This window comes from Campylobacter sp. BCW_4321, from assembly GCF_001763075.1.
Taxonomy (GTDB): domain Bacteria; phylum Campylobacterota; class Campylobacteria; order Campylobacterales; family Campylobacteraceae; genus Campylobacter_D; species Campylobacter_D jejuni.
Genome location: NZ_MJYA01000040.1, coordinates 1 through 1061, shown reverse-complemented (window position 1 = coordinate 1061; position 1061 = coordinate 1). Strand labels below are relative to the sequence as shown.

The 1061-nt window shown below is 24.8% G+C and carries 2 protein-coding genes; both read right to left on the bottom strand.

Annotation, left to right across the window (positions count from 1 at the left end):
* Positions 1-315 precede the first annotated feature (315 nt).
* The gene (locus AJN58_RS05975) at positions 316-585 is read right to left on the bottom strand and encodes a type II toxin-antitoxin system YafQ family toxin (RefSeq protein ID WP_002789000.1); all 270 of its coding nucleotides are present in this window, start codon (positions 583-585) and stop codon (positions 316-318) included.
* Entirely contained in the window at positions 575-796 is a 222-nt protein-coding gene (locus AJN58_RS05970) for a hypothetical protein (RefSeq protein WP_002881155.1), read from the bottom strand. The genes AJN58_RS05975 and AJN58_RS05970 overlap by 11 nt, the downstream gene beginning before the upstream one ends.
* Positions 797-1061 lie beyond the last annotated feature (265 nt).

The following is a 1061-nucleotide window of genomic DNA, read 5'->3' as shown; positions in this document are numbered from 1 at the left end:
TCTTTTTTATAAAACACTTTAAAAACTTCATCACTTTGTTTGTGTTTTACCATATCATCTAAAGTAGGACTATCTATGAATTCATATTCTTTGGTAAAATCTTCATTTAAAACATCGAATAAATCTTGAGAAATAACCATTAGGATTAACTGGATCATAAGTATAAGAACTTACTACACATTCTCTCATAGCTTTTTGTATTTCTTCTTGGGATAATTTTTTCATAGTGTTTTTCTTTTTTCTTTCTATTATGATATAAATGACTTAATATGTAGTTATGGATTTTTATAAACTTGATTAATTTAACTTCAATTATTAAAACAACTCGCTATGAGAACCTATATTAATACATGTTAAAATAAGTTTATCATCTTGTTTTTGATAAATTAAGAGCAAATCAGGTTTTACATGACACTCTCTAAGCTCTTTAAATTCACCTTTTAGTTTATGATCTTTGTATTTTCTTTCAAGAGTTTCATTGTTAGATAAGCGATAGACTATTTCATCTACTAAGTCTTTTTCTTTTAGCGTTAGCTTCTTATAGTTTTTCTTGTATTCTTTTAAAACTCTAATTTCATATTTCACGCATAGCCTTTTTATACTCATCAAAGTTTTTAAAAGTTTCATGCTCTCCATTTTTCATTTCTTCTAAAGCCTTTTTCATGGAACTTTGTTTTTTCTCTTCTGGAGTATCACATTCTAACAAACAATAAGTAGCTTTTAGGCTTTTAGCTAAACTCTCAAAAACAGGTAAAAAATCCTTATCAAATCCGCTAATTTCAATTTTTATAGCCATTTATATCCTTTCTTATATAATTTTTATTTTTATTATACCATAAAGGGTTTTGTTGTAAAATTGGAAAAAACTTTTTTTATATATAAAATTACATAAATAAGACAATCAAAATACAATATAAAAGATTAAAGAATAGTAAAAACGGTTTTTTAAAAAAACTAATATAAATATATGGCTAATTATATAATTAATCCTCCTCTAAGCCATCATTAATTCCTGCTTCTGCAAGTTCAAGCTGTTCTTTTTGATACACTTTATCATCTTT

Coding starts and splice junctions, on each gene's coding strand:
- AJN58_RS05970 (WP_002881155.1), bottom strand. CDS start 796: ATGGCTATAAAAATTGAAATTAGCGGATTTGATAAGGATTTTTTACCT.